The following is a 23751-nucleotide window of genomic DNA, read 5'->3' as shown; positions in this document are numbered from 1 at the left end:
ACTCTTTAGCGTGACCGGCATGGCCACTTCCATCAAGAAGATCGTCGGCGCGAGCCTGATCGGCACCACCATCGAGTGGTACGACTTCTTCCTGTACGGCTCCGCAGCCGCGCTGGTGTTCAACAAGCTCTTCTTCCCCGAGAGCGACCCCCTGACCGGCACGTTGCTCGCCTTCCTCACCTACGCCGTCGGGTTCGTCGCCAGACCGCTGGGCGGCCTGGTCTTCGGCCACTTCGGCGACCGGCTGGGCCGCAAGACGCTGCTGGTCGTCAGCCTGCTGTTGATGGGCGCGGCGACGTTCCTCATCGGCTGCCTGCCCACGCACGCCGCGATCGGCGCGGCGGCGCCGCTGCTGCTGACGGTCCTGCGCCTGGTGCAGGGCTTCGCCCTCGGCGGCGAATGGGGTGGCGCCGTGCTGATCGTCTCCGAGCACGGCGACTCCGCCCGGCGCGGCTTCTGGGCGTCGTGGCCGCAGGCGGGCGCGCCGGGCGGCAACCTGCTGGCGACGGGCGTGCTGGCGGTGCTGGCCGCGGTGCAGTCGGAGTCGGCGTTCCTGTCGTGGGGCTGGCGGGTGCCGTTCCTGCTGTCGGGCGTGCTGGTGCTGATCGGCCTGTGGATCCGGTTGTCGATCTCCGAGTCGCCCGTCTTCCAGCAGGCGCCGAAGGAGGAGTCGCCGCCGATCGTGACCGTGCTGCGCCACCACCGCCGCGACGTGCTGACCGCGATCGGCGCCCGCCTCGCCGAGAACATCTCGTTCTACCTGCTGACGGTCTTCGTCATCACCTACGCCAAGGCCGAGAAGATCGACAACTCGACCGTGCTCAACGCGGTGCTCATCGCCTCGGCCATCCACTTCCTGACGATTCCGGTGTGGGGCGCGCTGTCGGACCGCGTCGGCCGCCGTCCGATCTACCTCGCCGGCGCCGCCGGCATCGGCGTGTGGATCTTCGCGTTCTTCCCGCTGGTCGGGACCGGCAACTTCCTGGCGATCACGCTGGCGGTGACGGTCGGCCTGCTGTTCCACGGCATGATGTACGGCCCGCAGGCCGCCTTCTTCGCCGAGCTGTTCGCCACGCGCTCGCGCTACACCGGCGTGTCCATCGGCGCCCAGCTGTCGGCCATCGTGGCCGGCGCGCTGGCCCCGGTGATCGCGGTCGCCCTGCTCAGGGAGTACGACAGCACGGTGCCGATCTCCATCTACCTGGGCATCGCCGCCCTCCTGACCCTGTTCGCCGTGTACAAGGCCAGGGAGACCCAGGGCCGCGACCTGGCTGAGAGGATCCACGCGTGAGAGTCACCACCCCCCGCCTCACCCAGCACGTCCTGAAATTTCGGGACGACGGGGCTGAGCCCGTGCTGTTCGTCCACGGAAACATCTCCTCCGGCGCCTTCTGGCGCGACACCCTGAAGGCCCTGCCGGAGCCGTACCTGCCGCTGGCGCCCGACCTGCGCGGCTTCGGCGAGACCGACCCGGCCCCCGTCGACGCCACCCGCGGCCTGCGCGACTTCTCCGACGACCTGACCGAGCTGATCGAGACGCTCACCCTGCCCAAGGCCCACCTGGTGGGCTGGAGCATGGGTGGCGGCGTCGTCCTGCAGCTCCTGCGCGACCGCCCCGACCTGGTCAGGAGCATCACCCTGGTCAACCCCGTCTCCCCCTACGGCTACAGCGGCACCGAGGGCCCCGACGGCGGGCTCACCCACGAGGACGGCACCGGAGCGGGCGCCGGAGCGGCCAACCCCGACTTCGTGGCCCGCCTCCAGGCCGGCGACACCACGGACGAGTCCCCCACCTCACCCCGGTCCGTCTTCCGCAGCTCCTACGTCGCCGCCCCGGTCCCCGACGAGGACTTCTACGTGGCCTCGATGCTCACCACCAGGATCGGCGAGCACAACTACCCGGGCGACGCCGTCACCTCCGACCGCTGGCCCGGCGTGGCCCCGGGCAAGAGCGGGGTCCTGAACGCCCTGGCACCCACGCACTTCCGCCTCGACGATCTCCACGAGCTCCCGGAGAAGCCGCCGATCCTGTGGATCAGGGGCGCCGACGACCTGATCGTCGCCGACGCCTCGCCGTTCGACCTGGCGCACCTCGGCGCGATCGGCGTGGTGCCCGACTCCCCCGGCACCCCGGCCCAGCCGATGATCGCCCAGACCAGAGCCGTCCTGGAGCGGTACGGCCCCTACGAGGAAGCGGTCCTGCCCGATTGCGGCCACAGCCCCCACCTGGAGCACCCGCAGGAGTTCCGCCGCCTGCTCCTCGACCACCTCGGACGGTCCTGATGCACGCCTTGGCCACCCTCACCCTGCTCGGCAGCATGGTCGTCGCCACCCCGCAGCTCACCGTCCCCGGCGCCGAGCGCACGGTCACCGCCACCCTCGCCGACCTCACCACCGCCGGCACGGCCACCACCGGCCACACCGACCCCGCCGACTGGGCCGGTCTCCACTCGGCGGCCACCACCAACCCCACCGGCGTCCCCGGCACCCAGATCGACGGCTACTTCCCCGACACCTCCACCGGCAACAAGACCCGGGGCTGGAACCACGACTCCCAGTTCGTCATCCGCCTGCCCAAGAACTGGAACGGCGGCCTGGTCGTCTCCGGCACCCCCGGCAACCGGGAGCAGTACGCCAACGACTTCACCATCTCCGACTGGGTCCTCGCCAAGGGCTACGCCTTCGCCGCCACGGACAAGGGCAACGTCGGCCTCGACTTCCACACCGACGGCCGCCGCCCCGGCGACGCCATCGCCGAATGGAACCACCGCGTCACCCAGCTCACGCTGGCCGCCAAATCCGTCGTCAGGCAGCGGTACGGCAGGCCGCCCGCCCGCACCCTCATGGCCGGCATCTCCAACGGCGGCTACCTGGTCAGGTGGCAGCTGGAGAACCGCGGCCACCTCTACGACGGCGGCGTCGACTGGGAGGGCACGCTCTGGCGGCTGAAGGGCGACAACCTGCTGGACTTCCTGCCCACGGCGCTCAAGCACGGCCCCCTGCGGGCCGGCTTCCCGCCGGAGTCGGAGTTTCTGTGGCCCTTCCACCGCCAGTACTACTGGGAGCTCACCCAGCAGCTCTACCAGAAGGAACTGGACCCGGCCTACACCGGCGCACCGGCCGACTACGTGTATGCCGAGCGCCGGCCGTACGCGGCCGTGGCGAAGATCGCGCTGACCGGCCGGATCACCAAGCCGCTCATCACCGTCCACGGCACGCTCGACGCCCTGCTGCCCATCGCGCGCTCCTCCGACGTCTACGCCGAGATGGTCGGCCCGCGCCGCCCCTTCCGCTACCACCGCGTCGAGGGCGGCAACCACCTGGACGCCCTGGTCGACGCCTACCCGGACCGGCTCAGGCCCATCCTGCCCGAGTTCAGGAAGGCCTTCGAGGAGCTGGAGGACTGGGTCGGCCCTTGAGGTATCGGCCCTTGAGGTATCGGCCCTTGAGGTATCAGTCCTTGAGGTAGCGGTGTTTGCCCGCGCGGGCCAGGCGGACCAGATGCCGGGCTCCCGGCAGCCGCCGGCCCAGGCGGCGCAGCATCGTGTCGTGTCCCATGGGCGAGCGCCGCGCCGGATCCAGCTCGGTCGAGGCGCACACCTCGACCCTGCTGCCGCGCATCTCCAGCCCGAAACGCAGGCCCACCTCGTCGTCCTCTGCGCGCAGCGAGGACATCCAGGCGCCGGGACCGAGCCGGTCGCGGCCCGGCATCAGCCGCTTGACCGGAACCTTGGCCACGAGCTGGCCCGCGATCCTGCCCGGTACGCCCGGCTCCACCAGGGCGGGCGCGGAGATCTCGCGCAGGCGGCCGGCCGTGTTGCGCAGTACCAGCTCCAGCGGAGGGCCGCCGCTCGGCGGCACATACGGCACGGGCACGACGACGTAGATGTGGTTCTCCTGCCTGCGGATGCTGGCGCCCGGCGAGACCAGGGCGATCGACTCGGAGAACGAGCGCGGCTCGATGGCCAGGCCCAGCTCCCCAGCGTCGGTCCAGCACGGGACGACCAGGCGGCGCCTGGGGCGCTGGGCCAGGATGCCCAGGCAGTTGAGCGGGCCGTCGGGGCGGCGTACGCGGGTTCTGGCCTGGAGGGCGCCGCCGTACATGCGGACGTGGACCTCCCATTGGCCGGAGGCGAGCGGGGTGCCGAGCGCGGCGACGGCCACGTCCAGCCTGGCCTCGCCGACGATGCGCAGCCGTACGTCCTCGTCCTCCTGCACACGTTCCACGTGGTAGGTGACGGGCAGGAAGTAGACGACGCCGGTGTCGGCGTGCCGTACGTAGACCTCGATGCGGGCGCGCGCCACGGCGGTCGTGACGTCCGTGACGGCATCCGGCAGGGCCTTGTCGTCGAGCGAGCACGGCGGCAGCCACCGCAGGCGCCCGTCCTCCACCCGGTAGCGGGCGGGCTCGCCGTCGGCGGCGAGCACCTCCACGGCCAGGCCGAGGGCGAGCACGGGGCCGTCCCAGCGCACGTCGAGCAGGTCGGCGCGCAGGTCCGCGCGGCGGGTGGCGTTGGCGTAGCTGACGAGCTGGTCGAGGCGGCCGGCTCGCAGGAACGCGGCGACCGCGCGCAGGTGCACCGGCAGGTGCCGGTCGAGCCGCTCGGGGAAGCGCTCCAGCACGAGCTCCCTGCTCGTGGTGAACATCTTCCCGCGATCCACCGAGGATCCGGCGAAGCGGGCGCTGAGGAACGGGCGCAGCACCACGGACCGCAGCCAGTGGGCGTACATGCGGTCGCGCTGGCGGCCCTGCTCGGTGTGCTCGTCGACGACGTTCAGCAGCGACAGCAGCTCGCCGGCGACCGTACGCAGGTCGTCGTCCGCCTCCTCGCGCTCGCCGAGGTGGCAGCAGACCTGGTCGGCCATCACCGCGACGACCTTGGCCAGGAGATAGGCGCGCACCACGAACGCCTGCTCGGCCATCCGCCCCCCGGGTACGGCGAAGCCCAGCTGGTGCTTCTCCAGGAACGCCCGGCGGAAGAGCTTGTGCGGCGTGAGCAGGCTGAGCAGCCGGTCGCGCAGGATGTCGGCGCGGGCGGTGCTGGCCTCGAACGCGGTCATCGGCGGCCCCGAGTCGCGGACGAGGCGGCCGACGAGCACGTCGGCGTCGGTCTCCCCGGCCCGCGTGTGCATGTGCTCCAGCGCGGTGCGCTCCAGGCGGTCGCGCTGGTCGAGGAAGTAGACGAACTCGCCCTTGGCGGCGGCCAGGCCGATGTTGCGCCCGCGCATGGGCGAGCCGGTGTGCGGCAGGTGCAGGACCCTCACGTTTCTGCGGACCGCGGCCACGGTGTCGAGGCGCTCCGCGATGCCGTCCGTGGACCCGTCGTCCACGAAGATCACTTCGTACGCCTCCGGCGGCAACGTCTGCTCCAGCACGGAGCGGATGCACGGATCGGCGCCGGCACCCGGATTATGGACACTGACGATCACGCTGACCTTCATAGCCATGCCGCCAGGGTGCGCCGTACTACCGGATCAGGCGCGACGGCTTGCCGATCGAATAGCGGGTCAGTACCAGCCCTTGGCCTGGGAATGGCCCCAAGCACCGCAAGGCGTGCCGTAGCGGCCCTTGATGTAGCCGAGGCCCCACTCGATCTGGGTGGCGGCGTTGGTCTGCCAGTCGGCGCCCGCGCTGGCCATCTTGCTGCCGGGCAGCGACTGGGGGATGCCGTAGGCGCCGGAGTAGCGGTTCATGGCCCGCTCGTTCCAGCCGCTCTCCTTGTGCCAGAGCTTCTCCAGGCAGCCCCACTGGTCCTCGCCGAAGCCGAACTGGCCGAGCATCCCCTTGGCCAGCGCCTTGTTGCTGCCGGGCGAGGGGTTGCTGCCGACCGGGAAGTTGGCGGGCGGGAAACCGTCGCCGCCCGGCCCGCGCTTCTTGATGATGACCGGGTCGAGGCCCTCGACGCCCTTGCGCTCCTTCTTGAGCTTGTCCTTCTGGTACGCCGTGACCGCCGCGGCCTTGTAGGAGTCGGCCTTGGGATCCGGCGAGTAGAAGTCGCCCATGGCGATCTTGCCCCACTCCTCGGGGGAGATCGGGGTGTGGACGGCCTTGGAGTTCTGGATCGCGGTGTAGGCGGTGAAACCACCGCCACCGGCCACGATCACGACCGCCAAACCGAAGATCAGCACGCGCTTCGGGCTCATCGCCTTCTTCTTGCGGCGAGACGGCGGCGCTTCGCGCTCCTTCAACTCCGGACCAGGGCTCACGACCTATGAGAATGCCCTGTCCCAGGGGGTGGTCCGCAACCAAAACGCGACATCCGGTTGGTGTTCCATTGACTGACCAGCAGGCCACACAGGTCTTTCTTTCGCGACTGTGACTTTTGTCACATGCGTAAGGCCCGCCCCTCGCGCCCCGCTAACCGAAGGGAGAGCCTCATTACAGACTTCCGCCTACCCTTCCCGGTGATGTCACATTTTTATGACAGAACACGGATATTCGCGGGGTGGAAGAATAATGTGCGCGTGGCAGGCATCCTCCTCGTCGAAGACGACCCCTCCGTCCGCACCGCCCTGGAGCTGGCGCTGACCCGGCAGGGCCATTCCGTGACGTCCTACGCCACGGGCGAGGAGGCGCTCGACCACATCAGGTCCCGCCGCCCGGAGATCGCCATCCTCGACGTGATGCTGCCGGGAATCGACGGCGTCGAGGTGTGCCGCCGCATCCGCCGCCTGGACCAGCTGCCGGTCATCCTGCTCACCGCCCGCGGCGACGACCTCGACGTCGTGGTCGGACTGGAGGCCGGCGCCGACGACTATGTGGTCAAGCCGGTCGAGCCCCGGGTTTTGGACGCGCGGATCAGGGCCATCCTGCGCCGAGCCGAGTCGGCCTCATCCGACCGCATCTCCTTCGGCGACCTCATGATCGACCGGGGCGCGCTCAAGGTCACGCTGGCCAACAAGGAGATCCACCTCACCCCCACCGAGCTGCGGCTGCTGCTGGAGCTCGTGCGTCATCCCGGCCAGGTGCTCAACCGGCGCTACCTGCTGCGCGTCGTCTGGGACCACACCCACGTGGCCGACTCCCGCCTCGTCGACGCCTGCGTCCAGCGAGTACGGGCGAAGATCGAACCGCGCCCGGCCGAGCCGGTGTTCATCCACACCGTCCGCGGCTTCGGCTACCGGTTCAGCCCTCCGTGATGCGGCCGCCCACCGGACTGCGCGCCCGCCTGGTCATCACGTTCACGCTCGTCGCCGTGGCGGCCTCGGTCATGGTCGCCACCATCGGCTACGAGCTGGCCAAGGCCGCCCTCATCGAGCGGGCCGAGGACAGCGCCGTCGACCTGGTCACCAGGGAGCTGCGCCAGATCACCTTCCCGGTCGGCACCCTGCGCCAGGGCGAGGCGGCGCCCGACTCCAAGGACCTGCGGCTGCTCGCCGACGCGCTCAACGGCCCCGGGCGGAGCGTCGCGCTCGAGTACGGCCACCTCAGCTACTCAGAGGGCCCGCTGTCGATGGCCAACGTCCCGCACGAGCTGCACGGCAGGGCCCGCGGCGGCGTGGTCAAGCAGCGCCAGGTGATCCGCGACGACGTGTGGCTGATCGTCGGCGCCGAGGTCTACCGCAGGGACGGCCCCGTGCCCGAGGCCAGCGGGCTGCGCGCCTTCGTCTTCTTCTCCATGCGTGAGGAAGAGGACCAGCTCACCACCCTCAAGGGCTCGCTCGCGCAGGGCGGCGCTGTCATCGTGCTGATCGCCCTCGGCGTCGCGCTGGTCTCGGCCAGAAGCGTGCTGCTGCCCGTACGCCGCCTCAGCGCCGCCGCCCAGGCGCTCGGCGAGGGCCGGCTCGACACGCGGCTGCCCGTCCACGGCCAGGACGAGCTGGCCGCGCTGACCGCCAGGTTCAACGACGCCGCCGCCGCGCTGGAGCTCAGCGTCTCCGAACTACGCGCGCTGGAGGCCCTCTCGCGCCGCTTCGTCGCCGACGTCTCACACGAGCTGCGCACGCCGCTGACCGCGATGACCGCGGTGGCCGACATGCTGATGGAGGAGGCCGAACGGCTGCCCGACGCACCCGCCGAGGCGGTCAGGCTCGTGCTGTCGGAGATCGAACGGCTGCGCCACCTCGTCGAGCACCTCATCGAGGTCAGCCGCTTCGACGCCGGTACGGCCACGCTCAACGTGGAATCCGTCAACGTCCACGACGCCATCCATGACAGCCTGGAGACACGCGGCTGGACGGAGACCGTGGAGGTGAACGTGGCCAAGGGACTGGCGGCCACCGTGGACCCGCGCCGCTTCGACGTGATCGTCGCCAACCTGGTGGGCAACGCGCTCAAACACGGCGGCCCGCCGGTCCAGGTGTCGGCCAGAGGCACGGAGAACGGGCTGGAGATGAAGGTACGCGACCACGGCGCCGGGATTCCCGAGGAGGCGCTGCCGTACGTCTTCGACCGGTTCTTCAAGGCGGGAGCGGGACGCTCGCGCAGCCACGGAAGCGGGCTCGGCCTGGCCATCACCAGGGCGAACGTGCACCTCCACAACGGCACGATCTCGGTGCGCAGGCAGGGTCCCGGCACCCTGTTCACGGTCTGGCTGCCGGGCCTGTGAACGGCGGGCGAGCGCTGGCGGCCGGCCTCCTCCTCGCGGTGGCGGGCTGCGGGATCACGCCCACGAACGTGGTGGACGTGGCAGGACCTCCGACGGTCAAGATCCCGCCACCGTCCAAGACCATCTACCTGCTCAAGCCGGTCGACCAGCGGCAGGACAGCAGGCGCGCGCGCTTCGCGCTGACCAAGGAGCCGGCCGACGTGGAGAACGACACCGTGGACAGCCTGCTCACGGCGTTGTTCCAGGCCAACGGCCGGCAGCTGGGCGGCCTGCACACCGCCCTGCGCGGCTTCACCTACGAAGGCATGCAGGACTCGCTCGACCCGGTGACCCGCGACGAGACCCGGCTGCCCCGGACGTCCACGCTGACGGTGTACATCAAGGGCACCGGGCCGCTGCCCCTGCTGGGCAAGAAGCAGATCGTCTGCACCGCCCAGCAGGAAACGCAGTTCGAGCAGGTGAAGATCATCCGCCAGTTCCCCAGCAGGGCGCCCCAGGACGAGGGGCAACACATCTGCGGGAAACTGAAGGACGCTAAAGAGTGATGTCCTCCAGCATCTCCGTCACCAGCGCCGCGATCGGCGAACGCTCGGACCTGGTCAGCGTCACGTGGGCGAACAGCGGATGCCCCTTGAGCTTCTCCACCACCGCCACGACGCCGTCATGGCGGCCCACCCGCAGGTTGTCGCGCTGGGCGATGTCATGGGTGAGCACCACGCGGGAGTTGGCGCCGATGCGGCTCAGCACCGTCAGCAGCACCCCGCGCTCCAGCGACTGCGCCTCGTCCACGATCACGAAAGCGTCGTGCAGCGACCGGCCGCGGATGTGGGTGAGCGGCAGCACCTCCAGCATGCCCCGGTCGATGACCTCCTCGATCACCTCTGGAGTGGTCACCGCGCCCAGGGTGTCGTAGACGGCCTGGGCCCAGGGGCCCATCTTCTCGCCCTCGGTGCCGGGAAGGTAGCCGAGCTCCTGGCCGCCGACCGCGTACAGCGGGCGGAAGACCACGACCTTGCGGTGCTGGCGGCGCTCCAGAACGGCCTCCAGGCCCGCGCAGAGCGCCAGGGCGGACTTTCCGGTGCCGGCCCTGCCGCCCAGCGACACGATGCCGATCTCGGGGTCCATCAGGAGCTCCAGCGCGATGCGCTGTTCGGCCGAGCGGCCGTGCAGCCCGAACACCTCGCGGTCGCCCCGCACGAGCTTGACCGACTTGTCGGGCAGTACCCGGCCCAGCGCCGAACCCTTGCTCGACAGCAACCGCAGCCCGGTGTGCGCGGGCAGGTCCCTGGCCTCCTCCAGTTCCGCGGCGCCGTGCTCGAAGAGCGTCTCGACGTCCTCGGTGGTCACCTGGATCTCGGCCATCCCCGTCCAGCCCGACTCCACGACCAGCTCGGCGCGGTACTCCTCCGCCGACAGGCCGATCGAGGCCGCCTTGACCCGCAGGGGCAGATCCTTGGAGACCAGCACGACGTCGCGTCCCTCGGCGGCCAGCGAACGGGCCACGGTGAGGATGCGGGTGTCGTTGTCGCCGAGGCGGAAGCCTACGGGCAGGATGGACGGGTCGCTGTGGTTGAGTTCAACCCTGATCGTGCCTTCCCCGGTGGGCATGGGCTCGTCGAGCCTGCCGTATTGCACGCGCAGGTCGTCGAGGTAACGCAATGCCTTGCGCGCGAAGTAGCCGAGTTCTGGATGGTTCCGCTTCCCTTCCAGCTCCGTGATCACGACGATCGGGAGGACGACCTCATGCTCGGCGAATCTGGTCATCGCCGCCGGGTCGGCTAGAAGGACCGACGTGTCCAGCACGTAGGTGCGCTTGCCGGAGTTGGTCGAAGGGTTGCTCGAGGACACTGCCACACGTTCTCCCCCGGGCGCCCATGGGGACAGGCGCCCTGCAGACGAGGTGGGAATCGGACCGGACCCGCGCCCGCCGACGGGCGCCGGGGTCCGGCCCCCCTCAGCAGATTGCGCAGCAAAGGCGGGCCCCCTCCGAAGTGATCGGCCTTCGGCCGGTCACTTTCAACGTTACGTACCAGATACCCCCATGCGGGATCAGGAACCGTAACGACGGTGTCTCGCGGCGTAGTCGCGCAGCGCCCGCAGGAAGTCGACCCTGCGGAAGTCGGGCCAGTAGGCCTCGCAGAAATAGAACTCGGAATGAGCGCTCTGCCAGAGCATGAACCCGGAAAGCCGCTGCTCCCCCGAGGTCCGGATGAGAAGGTCCGGGTCGGGCTGGCCGCGAGTGTAGAGATGCTCGGCGATGTGCTCGACATCGAGAACCTCGACGAGGTCCTCGATGCTGGCTCCCTTGCTTGCTTGCTCCTGGAGGAGTGAGCGCACCGCATCGGCAATCTCACGTCTTCCTCCATACCCAACCGCAACGTTCACAATCAACCCTGGACGGTGTGATGTGACTTCCTTTGCGTTTTTCAGGACATTTGCCGTCCTATCCGGCAACAGATCGAGCGCGCCGACCGGGCTGATCCGCCAGCCCTCCTCGACCAGCTCCTGCACCACGTCCTCGATGATGCGAAGGAGCAACTCCAGCTCGTCCTTGGGGCGGTTGAGGTTGTCGCTGGACAGCATCCAGACGGTCACGACCTCCACCCCCGCCTCACGGCACCAGGTGAGCAGCTCGGAGATCTTGTCGGCGCCCTTACGGTGCCCTCTGCTGACGTCCTCCAGGCCCATCGAGCGGGCCCATCGGCGGTTGCCGTCGATGATGACGCCTACGTGCCGGGGGCCGTTGCCCTTCGACAGCTTGAGCTTGGCCTCCAGCCGGTGTTCGTACACCCGGTAGACCAGGTCGCGCAGGCCCACGGAGCCCTCCCAGCGATGCTGTGCCTGTAAGAGGCAATTATCACCGCGTTTAGGCGTTGCCCGCCCCCTCAACGGGATTCCTCGCGAGATCCCGTCCCCCGAGGCAGCCCTCCGCCTCTGTGACCAGCACCCCCACGAACACCGCCAGTTCCGCGGAAGTCAGCACGGCCCGCATGCCGACGCCCCCGGGACCCCACGCCTCGACGTAGGCCCTGCGCGTCAGCCGCCACTCGCCCCGACGGCCTTGACCTGGCATCCAGACCGGAATCGTGCGCAGCTGACAGCGCAGCTCACCGCCGCCCATGGCGCCCGACCGCGTCCGGTAACGGAAGGAGAACAGCTCACCCTCCGGCTCGTCCTCGGGAAACCTGTCGTCGGGATCCGGCCAGAGCCCCGCCTCGCCGCGCCCGTCGCGCGCGTCCGCGACCCCGCGCGCCAGGCGCGCGAGCAGCCAGCCGCACCGCTCCCCCACCATCCCGTACGGCGTGCCGTCCCGCCAAAGCTCAAGGGTGACCTCGTACGGCCTGCCGACACTGTCACGACAAGCCACAGGCGTCACGGTCAGGTAAGACCCATCGACACAACGTAGTCCCCCCACGCCTAGAGAGTTTCCCCCCGAAACTCAGCTAAACCCGTAAAAACGCCCAGCAGTGCCACCGAACACCTGATCTCTCCCCTCCTCCCCGACCAGGGCCAGCGCCGTCTCGTAGACGGTCCGGTAGTCGGCGGCCAGCAGCGCCACCGGCCAGTCGCTGCCGAACATCAGCCGCTCAGGGCCGAACGCCTCGACCGCGTGCGCCACGTAGGGCCGCAGGTCCTCGACCGTCCAGCCGGCGTGGTCGGCCTCGGTGACCAGCCCGGAGACCTTCGCGTACACGTTGGGGAAGGCCGCCGCCGCGGTCATCTGCTCCGCCCACGGCTGCCAGCCGCCGTCCTTGATCCGCGGCTTCGACAGGTGGTCGATGACGATCCTGAGCGCCGGGTGCCGAGTGGCCAGCGTGACCACGTGCTCCAGGTGGCGCGGCAGCAGCGAGACCACGTCGAAGGCGAGCCCGCTGTCGGCCAGCACGCCCAGGGACTCCAGCACGCCCTCCCCGACCAGCCAGTCCGGGTCGGGCTCCTCGTGGATCAGGTGGCGTACGCCGACAAACTTCCGATGACTGCCGTAACGCTCGATGGCCTTCGCGGCCTCGTCGGGGTCGGTGAGCGGGATCCAGCCGACGACGCCGGCGATGAAGTCGTGGGCGTCGGCCAGGGCCAGCATCGCCTCGGTCTCCGCAGAGGAGTCGGCCGCCTGGACCAGCACCGTGGCCTGCACTCCCGTGGCCGCCAGCTCGGGGGCCAGGTGCTCGGGGGCGTAGGTGCGGTACAGGACTCCCGCGTCCGGGGTGAGCCAGGGGTAGTCGCCGGTCTCGAGGTTCCAGAAGTGCTGGTGCGCGTCGACTATCACCTCGCAAACCTAGGATGTCTCGCGCCGCCACGGCAAGAGGTCGCGCCAGCCCCTGGACCGCTTGGGCAGCCTGCCCCGCTCCTCCAGCCAGGCGGCGAACGCGTCGGCGTCCTCCCGGTAGCCCTTCGGCGGGGCGGTGCGGGCGGCGGCGTAGGCGGCGAACTCGGCTCCCAGGTCCGCCCCGGCGGCCAGGGCGGCGTCGGGACGCAGTCTGGCCACCACGCCGCGCCGCTTGGACACCAGGCTCGCGGCCTGCGCCCTGAGCCGGTCGGCGTCGAACCCCTCGGGCGCCGGCGCACCGGTCACCAGCGCCGCCACGACCCGCTCCTGAGCCTCTTCCAGCCGCCGCCGGTCCTCCGCACTCACGCTCCCGCCCAAACCCGTCTCAACCCCCTCCCCAGCCTCCCGCCCAACCGCCCGCGCGGTCTCTGGTCCAGGTGGTTCCGCGGGGTCCGGGCCACGGGGTGACGGGGGCGTGGGGGCGGCGGCCGTACCGGGGAAAGGGTCAGGGGGCATGGTGGGCGGTCCCGAGCGACATCGCGGTCCTGATGCGGTCCAGTTCGCCGGCGAGGGCGGCGTCGCTGGGGTAGTCGTCGTCCCACTCCAGCAGCACGCCCGGCGGCGTGACGCGCGCGCACAGCTCGGTCAGGATGTCGAGGACCTCCTGCGGCACGCTGGCCGTGTGCGTGTCGTGCCAGATGCCCCCGTGCTCGTGCCCCCCGGCGACATGCACGTAGGCCAACTGCGCCAACGGCAGCGCGTCGAGGGCCGCCACCGCGGACAGACCGAGGTTGACCTGGTTGGTGTAGAGGTTGGCCACGTCGATCAGCAGGTGCACCCCGGTCCGCTCCACCAGCTCGGCCAGGAACTCGCCGTCGGTCAGCTCGTCCTCCGGCCAGCCGAAGATGGCCGCCACGTTCTCCAGCGCCAGCGGCACCGGCAGCGCGTCCTGCGCGCGGCGGACGTTGTCGGCGACGACGTCGAGCGCCTCCCGGGTACGCGGCACCGGCAGCAGGTGCCCGGCCTCCACCCCGCCCGCCCGCACGAACGCCAGATGCTCGCTGACCAGCGGCGAATCCAGCGCCTGCGCGCACGCGGCCAGGTGCGCCAGCCGGTCGGGATCGGGCGGCTGGGCACCGCCCACGCCCAGGCCGACGCCGTGCGGCACCACGGGCAGGCCGCGCCCGCGCAGTACCCGCAGCGACTCGGGCAGTCCGGCGGCGGGCCTGATGTTCTCCGCGATGACCTCGACGAAGCTCACGCCCGCCATCCGCTCGACGGTCAGGTCGATCTCGGATCGCCAGCCGATCCCCACGCCCAGCTCGAAGTCCGCCACCGACGTCCCCTCTCAGCCGCCTCCGCCGCAGCCACCGCCGCAGCCGCCGCCTCCTCCACAGCTCGACCCGCCGCCGCCGTCCGAACCGCCGCCCGACGAGCCGCCGAAGTCGCTTCCGCCACCGTAGTCGCCGCTCCCGCTGCCGCCGCCGCAGCTGCCCGCGGCACAGGACCCGGCGCCGCTGCCCGCCGAGTTGCGCTGCGCCTCCAGCTCGGCCTCCAGTTGCGGGTCGCCCAGCTCGCCCAGGCCGTAGAGGGCGACGGGCATGGCGACCGCGCCGACCGCGGCGCCGGTGACGAGGTAGGCGCCCGGCATGTGCCGGCGCTCGGCGTACTCGACCTGCTCGCGCCCCGCGGTCGTGATGTCGTTGCCGAGCATCTTGTGGTGGCGCCTGCGTACGACGATGCCGCCGATCCACGTGCCGGCCGTGACCGCCAGCGCGACCACCCCGAGCAGCCCGCCCCCGCTGAAGACCAGGTAGATCGCCATCCCGATCGAGGCAAGCAGCGCCCCGATCACCAGCGCGCCCAGCTTCTTCAGGTACGCGCGCACCGACGCCAGATCGCCGTCCGGCACCACCAGCCCGAGCGCCGACAGGTGGTGCTTGAGCGAGTCCATGGCCGCCCCGTTGCCCACCTCGTGCCTGACGGCCGCGACCGAGACCCCGCCGGGCCGCGCCGCGACGGCGGCCAGCACCGCCTCCTCGATCGGGTCGCCGGCCAGCGTGGAGACCGCGTGCAACGAGCCGCCGCGCGAGACGCGCAGGTCACCGGACTTGGCCAGCAGGCCGATGGCGGCGTTGACCACCCGCCGCGGCCCGCCGGCCAGGTAGGCGAGCTCGTAGTGTCCCAGGGCGCGGAGATTGCCGTTCACGGCGGTGGAACGGATGCGGAGGTGTTCGCGCCTGAGCGCGGAAACGGTGGCGCCCGCCGCCACCGCGAGGAAGACGGAAACGATCAACAGGATCAGGTCCATGCGCGGCCTCCTCTGGCTCGTACCCGATAGACGCACGCGGCCCGGCGAAAGTTTCCCGGATCAGGAACTGGATCCGCAGCTCGATCCGCCGCCGCCTCCGCCGCAACTGGAGCCACTCGACCCGCCGCCGCCGTCCGAGCTCGAACCGCCGAAGTCGCCCCCGCCGGACCCGCCGTCGCCGAAGGTCGAGGAGCCGGAGTCGCTGTGGGAGCCGCAGGAGCCGCCGCAGTCGGAGTGCGGGTCGCCGGCCGACAGTCCGTCGCACAGGTCACGGTCGTCCAGTTCGGTCAGCCCGTACAGGGCCACCGGCATCGCGACGGCGAGGGCCGGTGTGGAGGTGTCGCCGCGGCCCCTCGGGTGGTACTGCCGCGCCGACTCCAGCACCCGCCTGCCCTCACCGGTGACCAGGTTGCGCAGCCTGCGCTTCTCCTTGTAGTGGCCGGAGAACCCCATCACCACCGCGAACCCGCCGAACAGCAGCGCGCCGGCGAACACGAAGTCCTTGCCCGCCACCCCGGCGAGCGCCAGCACCACCAGGGCGATCTCGAAGCCCATCGCGCCCCAGGCGGCCAGCCGCAGCGCTTCCAGGCGCCGCCGGGCCACGCCCTGCGCGCCCTCCGGCATCAGCAGCCCGTGACCGCGCAGCCGCGCCTCCAGGGCCAGGAGCGCCGGGCTCGTCTCCAGCAGCTTGCGCACCTGCGCGGCCCGGTGGCCCGGCCGCATGGCCACGGCGTCGAGCACCGCCTGCTCCAGCGGGTCGGACGAGATCGTGGCGCCGTGGACCGGGCTGACCTGGGCGCCGCGCGAGACGCGTACGGCGCCGGCCGTCGCGAGGACGGCCAGCGCCGTGTTGATCGCCCGCCGCGGCCCGCCCGCCAGGTAGGCGAGCTCGTAGTGCGTCAGCCGGTGGCCCGCCTGCGAGAGCGTCGCGTTGGCGACCTTGAGCCGCTGCTTGGCGACGCTGCCCGACAGGTTGCTGATCAGGGCGATCAGGGCAAAGGCGGCGAAGAACAGGAAGATGTCCATCCCTGGTCAAGGTAGAGGGGCGCCGCCGTACCCCACAAGCTCAGGAGAGGCGGTCGAGCAGGGCGTTGTACTCCTCCCACAGCTCCTTGGGCAGGTGCGAGCCGAACTTCTCGAAGTGCGGCGGGATCTGCGCCGCCTCCTCGCGCCAGACGTCCTTGTCGACACTCAGCAGGGTCTGGAGGTCCTCCTCCGCGATCTCCAGGCCCTCGGTGTCGAGCTCCTTGGGCAGCAGGCCGATCGCCGACGGTACGGCCTGGGCCTCGCCGTTGAGCCGGTCCACGATCCACTTCAGCACGCGGCTGTTCTCGCCGAAGCCCGGCCAGATGAACTTTCCGCCGGCGTTCTTGCGGAACCAGTTGACGTAGTAGATGCGCGGCAGCCGCGCGCCTTCCCTGTGGCCGATCTTCAGCCAGTGGCCGAAGTAGTCGCCCATGTTGTAGCCGCAGAACGGGAGCATCGCGAACGGGTCGTGGCGCAGCTCGCCGACCTTGCCCTCGGCGGCGGCGGTCTTCTCGGAGGCGACGTTGGCTCCGAGAAAGACGCCGTGCTGCCAGCTCAGCGATTCGGTGACCAGCGGCACCGCGGTGGCGCGGCGGCCGCCGAACAGGATCGCCGAGATGGGCACGCCCTTGGGGTCCTGCCACTCGGGGGCGATGGTGGGCGCCTGCGAGGCAGGGGTGGTGAAGCGGGCGTTGGGGTGGGCCGCCGGCTCGTCGCTGTCCGGGGTCCAGTCGCGGCCCTTCCAGTCGGTCAGGTGCGCGGGCGGGATGTCGGTCATGCCCTCCCACCACACGTCGCCGTCGTCGGTGAGCGCGACGTTGGTGAAGATGCTGTTGCCCCAGAGCGTCTTGATGGCGTTGGCGTTGGTGACCTCGCCGGTGCCGGGGGCCACGCCGAAGAAGCCGGCCTCGGGGTTGATCGCGTACAGCTGCCCGTCGGCGCCGAAGCGCATCCAGGCGATGTCGTCGCCGACCGTCTCGACCTTCCAGCCGGGGATCGTCGGCTGGAGCATGGCGAGGTTGGTCTTGCCGCAGGCGCTCGGGAAGGCGGCGGCGATGTAGCGCGTCTCGCCGCTGGGCGGGGTGAGCTTGAGAATGAGCATGTGCTCGGCCAGCCAGCCCTCGTCGCGGGCCATGACGCTGGCGATGCGCAGGGCGTAGCACTTCTTGCCCAGCAGGGCGTTGCCGCCGTAGCCGGAGCCGTAGGACCAGATCTCGCGGGTCTCGGGGAAGTGGCTGATGTACTTGGTGCTGCTGCAGGGCCAGGCGACGTCGTCCTGGCCGGGCTCCAGCGGCGCGCCGACGCTGTGAACGGCCTTCACGAACTCGGCGCGCTCCTCGATGAGCCTGAGCGCGCGCTCCCCCATCCGCGTCATGATCCGCATGGAGACCGCGACGTAGGGCGAGTCGGTGATCTCGACGCCGAGCTGGGAGATCTCGCCGCCGAGCGGGCCCATGCAGAAGGGCACGACGTACATGGTCCTGCCGCGCATGCAGCCCTTGAACAGCTCGCCGAAGGTGGCCCGCATCTCGTCCGGCGCGATCCAGTTGTTGGTGGGGCCGGCGTCCTGCTCACGCTCGGAGCAGATGTAGGTGCGGTCCTCGACGCGCGCGACGTCGCTGGGGTCGGACTTGGCGTAGAAGCTGTTGGGGCGCTTGGCCAGACGCGTGAACGTGCCCTGTTCGACGAGGAGGTTGGTCAGGCGGGTCCACTCCTCCTCCGAACCGTCACACCACTCGATCCGATCGGGCTGGGTCAGGGCGGCGATCTCGTTCACCCAGGCGACCAATTCGGCATTGCTCGTCGGGGCGGGTACTTCTACAGAAACGGACACGGCAGCGACTCCTCCACTTCTCAGGGCCAAAACATCATTAACGACGACGACCGGTTTTCGCCAATTGGCATAGACCTGTTGTCGCAGGCAGAGGCCCTGGTGATTGGGGAAGCCTACCCACATGAACGGGTTCTAAAGAAAACCCTCGAATCAGTGGTTTAGGCCAATGCGAATGGTCTAAACCAATAGCGGAAGAGGTTTAGTCCTTTCGCCGGAGCGTTTCCGCTGCGCAGTCCTAGGAATTGACGTCCGGGCCGGAGGAGCGGACGCGGTCGACGTGCTGCAGCGCGTCGCGCAGATCGGCGAGCCACGTGTCGGTGTGCTTGCCGACCAGGCGTACGCACCACGCCAGCGCGTCGCTGCGGCTGCGGGCCACGCCCGCGGCCACGAGGGTGTCGAGAACCTGCCGCTCGGGCTGCCGGAGCCGGGTCATCACCGGCACCGACAGCGTGGTGAACATCACGGTCTCGCCGCCGCAGACCACGCCCCACGACACCTTCTGCCGGAACTTGCGCTCCGCCTCCCTGGCGATCTCGATCCGCCGCTCGCGCGTCTCCTCGCGGAAGCGCCTGACCAGGCCGTCGATCAGCGCCGCCCGCTCCGCCTCGCCGCCCTCGGCGGGCGGGTCGGGCAGCGTGCCGAGCACGGCGATCTCCTCGCGGTCCAGCACGATCTCCGGCGGAGCCGCGAACCAGCTCTCTGGCATGCGGCCGGTGAACCAGCCGCGAATCTCGCTTTCCATGTAATCAACATTACACACTTGCAGGCCGTAGCCAAGAGCTCGCTCGGGCCGAAACGAAGGGAGTGAGAACGCCCTAGCGGACGCGGGCCGCGACCGCGGGCGCGATGCGGACCACGCCCGCGAAGTTGCGCATGCCCACCGGCGAGATCTTGACCACGTCACCGGTACGCGGCGCCTGGAGCATCTTGCCGTCGCCCAGGTAGATGGCCACGTGGGAGATGTACCCCGGGTTGGTCGGATCGTGCCGCCAGAAGATGAGGTCACCGGGCTGCGCCTGGGCGTACGGGATCTGGGGGCCCGCCACCCACTGCTGGTGCGTCACGCGCGGAACCCTGATGCCCGCCTGGGCGTACGCCCACTGGACCAGCCCCGAGCAGTCGAAGGTCTCCGGCCCCTCGGCTCCCCACACATAGGGACGACCCAGCTTCGACAGGGCGGCCTTCAGCGCGACGGTGATCTGCTCACCCGACATGAAGGAGTTCCCCTGGTAGACCAGGTTCTGGACCGGCGGCGGGCCGACCGGGTTGATCTCGGCGATCTGGGTGCCCTTGGGCAGGATGCCCATCAGCTTCTTGCGCAGGTTCGCCGAGTTGGCCTTGGGCGCGCTGACGATGAGCGCGTTGTCGTGCGGCAGGCCCAGGGTCCTCGCGGTCTGCTTGGAGACCATCGCGTCCACCGCGCCGAAGCCGGTCGTCGCGTACGCGCCCACCCGCAGCGGGCCGCCGGGGCCGCTCACCTGGCGATGCAGGGTGAGTCCGCCGTCGTTGCCGAGCACGAAGGAGACGGCCACGTCGCCCCGCGCCACGTTGGTCCACAGGCCGTCGGAGGCGGCGGTGACCTTGGGGGTGTAAGCGCGGAAGGTCGAGGGGTCCACGCCGAGCGTCTGGACCCGCTTGCCGTCGATCATGACCGAGGCGGCGTCGGCCAGTTCGAGCGCCCTGATGCCGCGCACCTTCGCCACCTTGCCCAGCAGCGGGGTCGTGAAGGGCTTCTTGGTGACCACGAACAGGTTCGGCTTGTGCAGGCGGCCCAGCGGCCGCACACCCGGGTCCTGGGGGCTGGTCTGCGCCACCAGGTTCTCCTTGGGCGGCGCGGCCGGCTTGCGGCGTACCGACTGGGCGGTCTTGACCTCGGGCTCAGGCGGGCTCTGGAACTCGCCCAGCAGCAGCACGTCGGCGGTGAGCACCGCGACCAGCGTCACCACGATGAAGGGGATCAGCCGGCCTAAGTCGCGGCGCCTGCGCGAGGTCACCAGAAACGCCAGATCCTGCCGGATGCCCGAGGCATGCGGAGGATCCGCCGGGCCCACGGCCCGGCGGAGGTTGTCGTTCTGTGTCGTCAATTGCCGATGTACGGCACGGCCTCGAGGATCTCGACCGTGTTCTGCCGGCCGTTGGGCAGCGAGTACGTGGCCCGCTCACCGATCTTCTTGCCGTTGATCGCGGCACCCAGCGGGGACTTGGGCGAGTAGACGTCGATCGGGGCGCCGGTCTCCTCACGGGAGGCCAGGAGGAAGGTCACCTCGTCATCGTCGCGTTCGAAGCGGATCGTCACCGTCATGCCGGGGCCCACCACGCCCTCGGTCTTGGGCGCCTCGCCCACCCTGACGTTGTCGAGCAGCTGCCGCAGATGGAAGATCCGGGCCTCTATCTTGCCCTGCTCGTCCTTGGCGGCGTGGTAGCCGCCGTTCTCCCGCAGGTCGCCCTCTTCGCGAGCGGCCTCGATCTTCTTGGCGATGTCGACGCGACCCGGGCCCGACAGGTAGTCGTACTCCTCCTTCAGGCGGTCGTACGCCTCCTGCGTCAGCCAGGTGACGTTCTCATCGCGAGAGTCGGCCACGGGATCTCCTTGCTTACTTAGGGGGCCCTGAGTTCACTTGGGGTTACGAATTGCGAAAGGCTAACAAGTTAGCTGCTCGAACGCTTCCCCAAATGTCTCACTATACGAGATTGCAGTACTGGATGTGGACGGAAGTGGCCTGGGCAGTGGTGTCCAGACGCTCCTTGAGCTGCTTACTACCCTCACCTGGGGGGATTCTTACTTCCTTGCTGCCTACTTCTCCGTGGTTGACGTCGGTCGCCCGCAGGCGGCACACGGCCATCCGGTCGGCCGGCTTGCTCACCGTGAAGGTGATCTCGGCCTCGTCCGGGCGTTCTATGGAGAAGGTGATGACCTGAGGCTTGGCACCGCTGGCGCTGCCCGTCATCGACCACATCACATAGCCCCAGCCACCAGCGACGATGGCGACCAGCACCCCGATCACCACGTGCACAACGATGCGGCCCCCGCGCCTCTGTCGATCGGGGAAGTCGTCGGGTGTGCCGAGAACGGGCCCGTTCTCGACATCTCTGGTGGCCATGGCGGAATCTCCCTGCACTCCCTAAGCGTTATCCGAGACAATTGTCGCCCGCGTGGGCCCCGCCCTCGCGACCGCCCAGCAGAAACTAACCTCTCTGGGCACCTGATCGGTCCAACTGAGGAGACATCGAGCCCGTGAGTGCACCGCTGAGGCTGATGGCCGTCCACGCCCATCCGGATGACGAGTCGAGCAAGGGCGCCGCCACGATGGCGCGCTACGTGCGCGAAGGCGTCGAGGTCCTGGTCTGTACTCTCACGGGCGGCGAGCGCGGTTCCGTGCTCAACCCGAAGATGGACCGTCCCGAGGTGGTCGCCAACATCGCCGAGATCCGCAGGGCGGAGATGGATCGCGCGCGCGAGATCCTCGGCGTCCAGCAGCGTTTCCTCGGCTTCATCGACTCGGGGCTGCCGGAGAGCGAGGAGGAGGAACTGCCCGACGGCTGCTTCGCCCTCCAGCCGCTGGAGAAGGCCGCAGAGCCGCTCGTGGTCGCGGTCCGCGAGTTCCGCCCGCACGTGATCATCACTTATGACGACGACGGCGGCTACCCGCACCCCGACCACATCATGACCAACCGGGTCTCCGTCGAGGCCTTCGAGGCGGCCGGCGACCCCGACCGCTACCCGGGCACCGGCGACCCGTGGCAGCCGCTGAAGCTCTACTACCAGATGGGCTTCACCAAGGAGCGCTTCGAGGCGCTGCACGACGCGATGACCGAGCGCGGCATCGGCTCGCCGTACGCCGACTGGATCTCCCGCTGGGAGGACCGGCCCGCCAAGTGGCCGGTGACCACCCGGGTGCCGTGCTCCGAGTACTTCGACATCCGCGACCAGGCGCTCATCGCCCACGCCACGCAGATCGACCCCGACGGCTGGTTCTTCAGCTGCCCGCGCGAGCTGCAGCAGGAGATCTGGCCGACCGAGGACTACCACCTGGCCCGCTCGCTGGTCGACACCGATCTGCCGGAGGACGACCTGTTCGCCGGCATCCACGCCGACGACCCGAGCCCCGCCTGCCACTGAACGGGACCGGGTGCCGGTCCGACCACCGCACCCGGATGGCAGACTGGAAGAGTGACAGTTCTGGCAGCTGGCGAAGTCAGCCCCGGCCTGCTCGGCTTCCTCGTCGTGGCGGCCATCGGCGCGGCCCTGTACCTCTTGATCAAGTCCATGAACAAGCAGATGGGCAGGATCACGGTGCCGCGCGACGGCGACGTACCTGACGAGAAGAAAGCCGAGTAGATGCCGACCGAGATAGTCGACAACTCGACGGAGAGCCGCTTCGAGATCCTCGTGGACGGCCGGGTCGCCGGGTTCGCCGACTACAAGCTGCTGCCCACGAAGATCGTTCTCACCCACACCGAGGTGCTGCGGGAGTTCGAGGGCCAGGGCCTGGCGGGCAAGCTGGTCAGGCACGCGCTCGACGCCAGCCGCGACACCGGGCTGAAGGTCTCGCCGGTGTGCCCGTACGTGAAGACCTACATTGAGCGCCACCCCGAGTACCAGGACCTACTCAGCGGGTGACCAGGCGCGCTCCAGCGCCCTCGGCAGGCCCCACCAGCCGAGCAGCGTGAGCACGTCGTCCTGGTCCACGATGCCGAGGTAACCCCACAGGAACACCACCGGCAGGAACAGTCCCTCGGTGGTGGCGAGCTCCTCCTCGTCGCCTTCCGCGCCTTCGACGTCGATGTCCTCGGACTCGGCGATGAGCCTGGCGATCCGCTCGGGCGAGGCCAGTACGCCGGGGCCCAGCCTGGCCAGGGCGGCCACGGCGGCCAGCCAGTCGGCGTGCTGGATCGCGCAGAGGTTGGCCAGCACCGTGTCCTCGTGGCCGAGTTCGGCGTCCAGGTCGGAGAACTCCTCCGGGTCCTCGACGTCGGCCAGGTCGGAGATCGGCCCGGCGATGCCGGCCGCGACCGCCGTCCACAGGTCCGCGTCGTCGTCGGGCAGCGGCCGGTCGTCCAGCCCCGCGCAGGCGCGCAGCACGTTGCCCGGATAGCCGGGCAGGCCGAGGATCTCCCGCAGGCGCCCGGCCGCCCGCTCCAGGTCGGCCTCGGGAAGCTCCGGCCGCTTGGGCAGCTGGGCCACGATCCGGCGCAGCTCCGACAGCGCGAACGCCTCCTCCTCGTCCCAGGCGGCGAACAGCTCCTCGTCCTGCTCGTCGCTGACCGCGTGACCGGGCACCCGCCCGTCGGGCAACGGCGAGTTGAGCCACCGCTCCTGCAGGTCCTCGTACGCGCGGCGCTCCTCCGGCTCCTCGCGGGCCAGCGCGTCAGGGTCGATCTCCCCCGCCGCGATCCGCTCCTCCAGGAAGGCGACCATCAGGTCGTACATCTCGGCCGCCACCGGGCCGCGTTCGTCCTCCTCCGGCCAGACGAAGTAGCCGGGGGTCAGCAGGATCGGCTCGCTGCCCGTGGCCTCCAGCCACCGCTGCACCTCACCGACGGTGGCCGCGCCCGACTCGATCGAGCTGAGCATCGCCTTGGCCGACTCCCAGAACGGCAGGGAGAGCGGGTTGGCCGCGCCCATGAGGGCGCGGCGCAGGTCGGGCATGGCCACCAGCGCCACCCCCGACGGTACGGCGAGCAGCGCGCGGGCCACGTCCCTGCGGGTGAGGGCGGCGGCGGGGCGGCCGGCATGCCTGCTGACGAAATCCAGATCCACGCT

At 70.1% G+C, this 23751-nt stretch carries 25 protein-coding genes; 9 read left to right on the top strand and 16 right to left on the bottom strand.

Features of this window, described 5'->3' with window-relative positions; genetic code table 11:
* Positions 1-19 precede the first annotated feature (19 nt).
* Genes ACIBHY_RS21475 through ACIBHY_RS21465 form a run of 3 tightly spaced genes read left to right on the top strand, consistent with a single transcriptional unit; the run spans position 20 to position 3419 of the window.
* Positions 20-1291 carry an MFS transporter gene (locus ACIBHY_RS21475; RefSeq protein ID WP_397251655.1) on the top strand — a complete coding sequence of 424 codons (1272 nt, stop codon included), beginning with the start codon at positions 20-22 and terminating at the stop codon, positions 1289-1291.
* Positions 1288-2283: an alpha/beta fold hydrolase gene (locus ACIBHY_RS21470; RefSeq protein WP_397307536.1), complete on the top strand. Its 996-nt coding sequence runs from the start codon at positions 1288-1290 to the stop codon at positions 2281-2283. The genes ACIBHY_RS21475 and ACIBHY_RS21470 overlap by 4 nt, the downstream gene beginning before the upstream one ends.
* Entirely contained in the window at positions 2283-3419 is a 1137-nt protein-coding gene (locus tag ACIBHY_RS21465; RefSeq protein WP_397307535.1) for an alpha/beta hydrolase family protein, read from the top strand. The genes ACIBHY_RS21470 and ACIBHY_RS21465 overlap by 1 nt, the downstream gene beginning before the upstream one ends.
* 34 nt (positions 3420-3453) lie before the next feature.
* Here the strand turns inward: ACIBHY_RS21465 and ACIBHY_RS21460 are convergent, their stop codons facing one another.
* Positions 3454-5448: a glycosyltransferase family 2 protein gene (locus ACIBHY_RS21460; protein ID WP_397307534.1), complete on the bottom strand. Its 1995-nt coding sequence runs from the start codon at positions 5446-5448 to the stop codon at positions 3454-3456.
* 60 nt (positions 5449-5508) lie between these two features.
* Positions 5509-6144, bottom strand: coding sequence for a lytic transglycosylase domain-containing protein (locus ACIBHY_RS21455; RefSeq protein ID WP_397251662.1), 636 nt, complete (start codon positions 6142-6144; stop codon positions 5509-5511).
* 321 nt (positions 6145-6465) lie between these two features.
* Between ACIBHY_RS21455 and ACIBHY_RS21450 the strand changes: the two genes are divergently transcribed.
* From ACIBHY_RS21450 to ACIBHY_RS21440, 3 genes are read left to right on the top strand one after another with little or no spacing between them, the layout of a single operon-like run.
* Entirely contained in the window at positions 6466-7140 is a 675-nt protein-coding gene (locus tag ACIBHY_RS21450; protein ID WP_184967676.1) for a response regulator transcription factor, read from the top strand.
* Positions 7140-8549 carry an ATP-binding protein gene (locus tag ACIBHY_RS21445; RefSeq protein ID WP_397251664.1) on the top strand — a complete coding sequence of 470 codons (1410 nt, stop codon included), beginning with the start codon at positions 7140-7142 and terminating at the stop codon, positions 8547-8549. Before ACIBHY_RS21450 ends, ACIBHY_RS21445 begins: the two co-directional genes overlap by 1 nt.
* Complete coding sequence (locus ACIBHY_RS21440; RefSeq protein WP_397251666.1) at positions 8546-9094, top strand: hypothetical protein; 549 nt, start codon at positions 8546-8548, stop codon at positions 9092-9094. The genes ACIBHY_RS21445 and ACIBHY_RS21440 overlap by 4 nt, the downstream gene beginning before the upstream one ends.
* Here ACIBHY_RS21440 and ACIBHY_RS21435 read toward each other — a convergent pair.
* From ACIBHY_RS21435 to ACIBHY_RS21375, 13 genes are all read right to left on the bottom strand, one after another.
* Positions 9084-10403, bottom strand: a complete 1320-nt coding sequence (locus ACIBHY_RS21435; protein ID WP_379610720.1) for a PhoH family protein — start codon at positions 10401-10403, stop codon at positions 9084-9086. The two genes, ACIBHY_RS21440 and ACIBHY_RS21435, sit on opposite strands and share 11 nt — an antisense overlap.
* A 195-nt stretch (positions 10404-10598) precedes the next feature.
* Positions 10599-11366 (bottom strand): isoprenyl transferase, encoded by a 768-nt coding sequence (locus ACIBHY_RS21430; RefSeq protein ID WP_184967670.1) that lies wholly within the window; start codon positions 11364-11366, stop codon positions 10599-10601.
* 49 nt (positions 11367-11415) lie between these two features.
* Positions 11416-11916, bottom strand: a complete 501-nt coding sequence (locus ACIBHY_RS21425; RefSeq protein WP_397251668.1) for a hypothetical protein — start codon at positions 11914-11916, stop codon at positions 11416-11418.
* A 72-nt stretch (positions 11917-11988) separates the two neighbouring features.
* The gene (locus tag ACIBHY_RS21420; RefSeq protein ID WP_397307533.1) at positions 11989-12816 is read right to left on the bottom strand and encodes an amidohydrolase family protein; all 828 of its coding nucleotides are present in this window, start codon (positions 12814-12816) and stop codon (positions 11989-11991) included.
* A 9-nt stretch (positions 12817-12825) separates the two neighbouring features.
* Entirely contained in the window at positions 12826-13182 is a 357-nt protein-coding gene (locus ACIBHY_RS21415; protein WP_397251670.1) for a hypothetical protein, read from the bottom strand.
* A gap of 139 nt (positions 13183-13321) precedes the next feature.
* Positions 13322-14152 (bottom strand): DUF692 family multinuclear iron-containing protein, encoded by an 831-nt coding sequence (locus ACIBHY_RS21410; protein ID WP_397307532.1) that lies wholly within the window; start codon positions 14150-14152, stop codon positions 13322-13324.
* Between the two features lie 12 nt (positions 14153-14164).
* On the bottom strand, positions 14165-15127 hold the full coding sequence (locus ACIBHY_RS21405; RefSeq protein WP_397307531.1) for a TIGR04222 domain-containing membrane protein: 963 nt from the start codon (positions 15125-15127) through the stop codon (positions 14165-14167).
* A gap of 60 nt (positions 15128-15187) precedes the next feature.
* Entirely contained in the window at positions 15188-16153 is a 966-nt protein-coding gene (locus tag ACIBHY_RS21400; RefSeq protein ID WP_397307530.1) for a TIGR04222 domain-containing membrane protein, read from the bottom strand.
* Between the two features lie 40 nt (positions 16154-16193).
* Positions 16194-17987: a phosphoenolpyruvate carboxykinase (GTP) gene (locus tag ACIBHY_RS21395; protein ID WP_397307529.1), complete on the bottom strand. Its 1794-nt coding sequence runs from the start codon at positions 17985-17987 to the stop codon at positions 16194-16196.
* 235 nt (positions 17988-18222) lie between these two features.
* Positions 18223-18729, bottom strand: coding sequence for a hypothetical protein (locus ACIBHY_RS21390; protein ID WP_397251679.1), 507 nt, complete (start codon positions 18727-18729; stop codon positions 18223-18225).
* Positions 18730-18802: 73 nt separating this feature from the next.
* Positions 18803-20071, bottom strand: a complete 1269-nt coding sequence (locus ACIBHY_RS21385) for a C40 family peptidase (protein WP_397307528.1) — start codon at positions 20069-20071, stop codon at positions 18803-18805.
* A complete protein-coding gene (gene greA, locus ACIBHY_RS21380) occupies positions 20068-20568 on the bottom strand; it encodes a transcription elongation factor GreA (protein ID WP_184967656.1) in 501 nt (166 codons plus the stop codon). Before greA ends, ACIBHY_RS21385 begins: the two co-directional genes overlap by 4 nt.
* Before the next feature lie 100 nt (positions 20569-20668).
* Positions 20669-21088 carry a DUF4307 domain-containing protein gene (locus tag ACIBHY_RS21375; protein WP_397251684.1) on the bottom strand — a complete coding sequence of 140 codons (420 nt, stop codon included), beginning with the start codon at positions 21086-21088 and terminating at the stop codon, positions 20669-20671.
* Between the two features lie 134 nt (positions 21089-21222).
* On the opposite strand from ACIBHY_RS21375, the gene mca reads away from it, so the two are divergent.
* The 3 genes from mca to ACIBHY_RS21360 are packed head-to-tail and all read left to right on the top strand — an operon-like array spanning position 21223 to position 22608.
* The gene (gene mca, locus ACIBHY_RS21370; RefSeq protein WP_397307527.1) at positions 21223-22107 is read left to right on the top strand and encodes a mycothiol conjugate amidase Mca; all 885 of its coding nucleotides are present in this window, start codon (positions 21223-21225) and stop codon (positions 22105-22107) included.
* Between the two features lie 51 nt (positions 22108-22158).
* Positions 22159-22326 (top strand): hypothetical protein, encoded by a 168-nt coding sequence (locus ACIBHY_RS21365; protein WP_184967652.1) that lies wholly within the window; start codon positions 22159-22161, stop codon positions 22324-22326.
* The gene (locus ACIBHY_RS21360) at positions 22327-22608 is read left to right on the top strand and encodes a GNAT family N-acetyltransferase (RefSeq protein ID WP_397251689.1); all 282 of its coding nucleotides are present in this window, start codon (positions 22327-22329) and stop codon (positions 22606-22608) included.
* On the opposite strand, the gene ACIBHY_RS21355 is transcribed toward ACIBHY_RS21360, so the two are convergent.
* Complete coding sequence (locus ACIBHY_RS21355) at positions 22594-23748, bottom strand: hypothetical protein (RefSeq protein ID WP_397307526.1); 1155 nt, start codon at positions 23746-23748, stop codon at positions 22594-22596. The two genes, ACIBHY_RS21360 and ACIBHY_RS21355, sit on opposite strands and share 15 nt — an antisense overlap.
* Between the last annotated feature and the right edge of the window lie 3 nt (positions 23749-23751).

This window comes from Nonomuraea sp. NPDC050547 (assembly GCF_044457345.1).
GTDB lineage: Bacteria > Actinomycetota > Actinomycetes > Streptosporangiales > Streptosporangiaceae > Nonomuraea.
The sequence above is the reverse complement of the archived record's forward strand: the minus strand, read 5'-3'. Positions and strand labels throughout refer to the sequence as shown.